This is a genomic window from Kitasatospora sp. NPDC059722 (assembly GCF_042733235.1).
Lineage (GTDB): Bacteria > Actinomycetota > Actinomycetes > Streptomycetales > Streptomycetaceae > Kitasatospora.
Map to the genome: position 1 here is coordinate 1 of NZ_JBHWGD010000214.1, position 4,591 is coordinate 4,591.

Below are 4,591 nucleotides of genomic sequence, written 5' to 3' on the forward strand. Positions count from 1 at the left end.
GGGGGGGCCCCCCCCCCCGCCCCGGGGGGGGGGGGGCGCCCCGCCGGGGGGGGGGTGGGGGGGGGGGGGGGCCCGGGCCGGCCTAAATCCCCGCCCCCCACGTCATCTGGTCCTGCCCCTCGGCGTGCCGGGTCGGCTGTCAGATCACCGGCGGCCGGCCCAGCCGCGTCATCCGCCACACCGTGCTCCACCGCATCGGCCGCCGCGGCGGGCACGGCACCCGAACACCCTCGAAGAACCCGGACCACCAGGCCTTCAGCCCGGACATCGGCGGCCGGCGAACCAGCGTGTACAGCGCCCAGGAGGTGAGGTAGACCGGTACCAGAGGAGCGGGCAGGTGACGCTTGGCCAGCCACACCCGGTTGCGGGCCGTCATCCGGTAGTAGGCGGCGTGACGGGCCGGGTCGGTACGCGGGTGCTGCAGCACCAAGTCGGCGCGGTAGTCGATCCTCCAGCCCGCGTCCAAAGCACGCCAGGCGAAGTCGGTCTCCTCGTGCGCGTAGAAGAACGGGGCGGGAAACAGGCCGACCTGGTCGATCACGATCATACGGATGGCGTGCCCGCCACCCAGGAACGTCGTGACCGGACCGGACTGCATCGGATCGCTCGCGCCGAAGCGCGGCACGTGGCGGCGCTGGGTGAACCCGGTCTCATCCGCGATCCGGAAGCTGACGATGCCGAGCTTCGAGTCCCGCTCGAAGGCATCCCGGATCAGCCGGAACGTGTCGGTGCGGGGCAGCAGTCCGTCGTCGTCCAGGACGACCAGCACGTCCGTACCGCCCAATTCGCGCAGCCGCTCGACGCCGGCATTGCGGCCCCCAGGGATGCCGAGGTTCTCCGGCAGCTCCACCGCGTCCACCCACTCCGGCAACTCGGGCAGCTTCACGCCCTGCCCGAGCACGACGGTCCGAACCCCGCTGTCGCCGCCGTCCTGGGCCCGTACCGACTCCAGCAGCGCCGCCAGCTCCGCAGGCCGGTTTCCCATCGTCAGCACCACCACGCCCAGCGTGACGCCCATCGCACCCGACCCTTCGAGGAACCTTCATGATCTCGCCGACACCCCGGCCCGGCGGCGGACCGTCGCTGCACGAGCCGGCTGGCACCGGCCGACTGCCGGACCACCAGGTCACGGACCGGCCAACGCTGGACTGGATCGCCCGCCACCGGCCCGGATGCCCGGGCCAGACTGCCACACCGGCCGCTGCTGCTGGTGCCGGACGCGTCCTGGTTCGCCCCCCCGCACGCAGACGGCCACCTCGATCCACGGCGTACGCCACGCCGTTCCGGGTGATCCACCCCGAGCTCCGAGCGCGCCTGAGCGAGGCCCAAGCCGCCGAACTCGCGCCCCTCGTCGCGCAGTGGCTGCGACGCGGCGCGGGCCACGCCGACCTCGCCCAGGACGAAAACGCCGCCGCACGATTCTTCTTCCCGATGAGAGGAGTCTTGCAGCAGCAGGTCGACGAAAGCTCCACGGAACGAATGCACGCCCACCCACCCAAGGGAGCGGGTACCTTCCGAGTACGGCCATGTACCCGGAAGGGAACCAGCGATGACGCAGTGGACCGACTACACCACAGGCGAGCGCATCAAGCTTCTCCGCGGACCGGACATGACCCAGGAACAGCTTGCCGAAGCTGCCGGCCTGTCGGTGGCGACGATCCGCAAGGCCGAACGCAACCTCGGCGGCAGCCTCCAGACGCTGCTGCGAATCTCGGCCGCGCTGCATACCGACGTGTCGGTGATCCTCGGCCAGCAGGCCCCGCGCCGCGCGATGCAGGGCGCCGACCGGGCGATGATGCGCGAGCTGTCCCGTTCCGTCCACGACACCGCCGCCGGCGTCGGCGTCGATGTGCAACCCCCACGGCCGGCCGAACTCGCGGCCGGACTCGCCGCCGCTTGGGAGGCCTACCGCTCCGGCAACTACGTGGGCGCGGGAGTACGCATTGCACCAGCGCTGCGCGAAGCCGCCGCCGCGCTGACGGCCGCTCCGGTTGACCAGAAGAGTGCGGCGGCGGGCATCCTCGCGGACGCCTACCGGCTCGCTGCCTACGTGGCGAACCAGTTCGGCGCCCGCGATCTCGCGTACGCCGGAATCGGGCACGCACAACACCAGGCCGATCGCGCCGAGGACATCGTCCGCTCAGCGATGGTCGCATCCGGCCGGTCGTGGATCTGCGTGCGGGATGCCCGGCTGGACCAGGCCGAGGAGACAGCCCGCATGTCGCACGAGTCCATCGAGCCCAGGTACGGGGATCGGGATCTCGGAATGCTCGCTACCTACGGATGGCATGTGACCTTCGCGGCCGTCGTCGCTGCCCGTCAGGGGAATGTAGCTGGCGCCGATGACCTGCTGTCACAGGGGCTTGCGGTAGCAGCCCGGATGGGCAGGGACGTCAGGGTGAACGGCACGGCGTTCGGGCCGGCAACAGTCACCGCACAGGCGATCGGAATCGCTGTCTCAACCGGTCGGCCCGGCAAGGCGCTCACCCTGTTCCAGTCGATCGGCGACACGAACTCGCTCACCCCGTCCGCGCGTAACCGGATGCTCCTGGACGTGGCGCTCGCCCAAGCCGAGACCCGGCAGTCCGACGCCGCCCTGGACACCTTGCTTGAGGTGTGCTCGGCCGCGCCCGGTTGGGCTCGGCACCAGGGACTGCCCGGGGTGATCGCGCAGAAGGCTAGCGCGGGCAGCGCGACCACGGCCAAGTTGCGCAAGCTCTCATCGATCCTCGGAACCTCCGTGATCATCAACTGAGGAGTAATACACGCCGTATCACTCGGCACCGGTACGACTTCGAGAAGTGACACACTCCATCCGTTCACGGACAGTAAGAACTCCGCGACAGTGGGCACATGTTGCCGCTCCATCATCAAAGTCGTCCATGCCGACCTCGACGTTTCCCCACCGACGCGCGTCGGCACCCGCGAAGACTCCGCCCGCACAGCCCAGTAGCCACATCGACGGACGGACTGACGTCAGCCGCGCCACGTGGCGTCCTGGCCTCGCTGATCTGACACCGCCCCGTGCGAGCTGTTCCACTGCCCGTGACGGTGGCAGCGCCGCGTCCGACTCCCCATTCACGTAGGAGACTTCCATGGCTGCTGCGCCGCCGCATAGCCCCCGCCCGATCACACCTCGGCTGTCGGCCGGCCCGACCTTCGACCAGGAGCTGTGCGCGCTCGTGCTCGACACCGCACCCCGGTTGTTCGCCGTCGTCCAGGTCTGGGGCGAGGGCCTCCCGAACGTCGACGGGTGGGTCGTGGCCTGGGGGGTTGCCGACCACAGCGGGCGAGCGCACGTAATCAGCATCGACGGGCAGGCGCGAATGACCCTCGCATCTCCCAACCGGGCCTTGCGCCATTTCGCCGGGCGACCGGGGATCACTGCACGGCTGGTCTGGCTCGCGCAGCCGAGTGCAGCCGCAGTGGAGCAGGCCGAAGCCGCCTGACCCTGACCTGTTGGCGCGAGCGGGCCGGTAGCTACGTCAGCGCGCTGGTCTCACGTTGAATGCCACGAACAATTCACGCTACGTCAAATGTCGTGGTACGTTCCGTAATCTAATCAAAAACAGGTGACCCCGGCGGTGCTACCAACACCCCGGGGTCCGGCACCAGGAGCCAACACTCCCAATGCGAGTCCATCGTAGCGCCCACGTGCGCAACTTCACCGTGCTACCCAACGCCGTGCTCCAGTACCGGCGGCTGAGCTACACCGCCCGAGGCCTGCTCGCGGACCTCCTCTCCCGCCCCGACGGCTGGCGCGAGGACGGACGGCACATGGCCGACACCAGCCCGCAGGGGCGTGGCGCCGTCCACAAGGCGTTGAAGGAGCTGACCGAGGCCGGGTACTACCGGGTCGAGAAGATCCGCATGCCCGACGGCACGATCATCACCGAAACCCACGTCTACGACACCCCGCAGCTCGCGCCACCGGGTACCACCCGTCCGGCGCCCGGTGAAGCGGCAACCGGCCCTGCTGGCAGCCCTCTTGTAAAGGACCGGCTTCAAGAACCCTCCCTCCCCCCAAGCCTGGCAGACGAAAGCAACCGGGGAGGCGAGGAGGAACCGCCCGAAATCCGCGAGGCGGTCGCCACGCTGTTCCGAGTGATCCGACCCGAGCCCCGGCTACACCTGGGCGAGGCCGAAGCCGCCGAACTCGCGCCCCTTGTCGCACAGTGGCTGCGACGCGGCGCGGACCACGCCGACCTCGCCCAGGCACTGCTGCCGGGCCTGCCCACCCCGGTGCACTCGGCGGCCGCCCTGCTCCGCTACCGCTTGGAGCAGAAGATGCCGCCCGACCGGCCCGTTGCACGGCCACCGGCCCGTTACGCCGAGTGCGCCAAGTGCCACGACCCCGTGCCACGACCGGGCATCTGCCGCCCGTGCGCCGGGCTGACAACCCGCGCCCAAACAGCCGGCAAGGGGGCAGAGGTGGCCGCCGCAGGTGCCGCCCGAGTCCGAACTGCCCTGCGCTCCGCAATGACCGGCAGTGGGCCTGCACAGATCGCAGCCTGAGACCCGTTCCATCAGCGCCGCGGGGGCCCCCCCCGCGGGGGGGGGGCGGGGGGGCGGCGGGGGGGGGGCCCCCCCC

The 4,591-nt window shown here is 70.5% G+C and carries 4 protein-coding genes; 3 read left to right on the forward strand and 1 reads right to left on the reverse strand.

Going from position 1 to position 4,591, the window contains the following annotated elements; all coding sequences use genetic code 11:
* Nucleotides 1–139: 139 nt before the first annotated feature.
* Nucleotides 140–1,018 (reverse strand): glycosyltransferase family 2 protein, encoded by an 879-nt coding sequence (locus ACFV4F_RS42410; protein ID WP_380511189.1) that lies wholly within the window; start codon nt 1,016–1,018, stop codon nt 140–142.
* A gap of 531 nt (nt 1,019–1,549) precedes the next feature.
* Between ACFV4F_RS42410 and ACFV4F_RS42415 the strand changes: the two genes are divergently transcribed.
* From ACFV4F_RS42415 to ACFV4F_RS42425, 3 genes are all read left to right on the forward strand, one after another.
* Nucleotides 1,550–2,755 (forward strand): helix-turn-helix domain-containing protein, encoded by a 1,206-nt coding sequence (locus ACFV4F_RS42415; RefSeq protein ID WP_380511192.1) that lies wholly within the window; start codon nt 1,550–1,552, stop codon nt 2,753–2,755.
* A 340-nt stretch (nt 2,756–3,095) separates the two neighbouring features.
* A complete protein-coding gene (locus ACFV4F_RS42420; protein WP_380511195.1) occupies nt 3,096–3,449 on the forward strand; it encodes a hypothetical protein in 354 nt (117 codons plus the stop codon).
* A 205-nt stretch (nt 3,450–3,654) separates the two neighbouring features.
* Nucleotides 3,655–4,515, forward strand: coding sequence for a hypothetical protein (locus ACFV4F_RS42425; protein ID WP_380511198.1), 861 nt, complete (start codon nt 3,655–3,657; stop codon nt 4,513–4,515).
* The last annotated feature ends 76 nt before the right edge of the window (nt 4,516–4,591 follow it).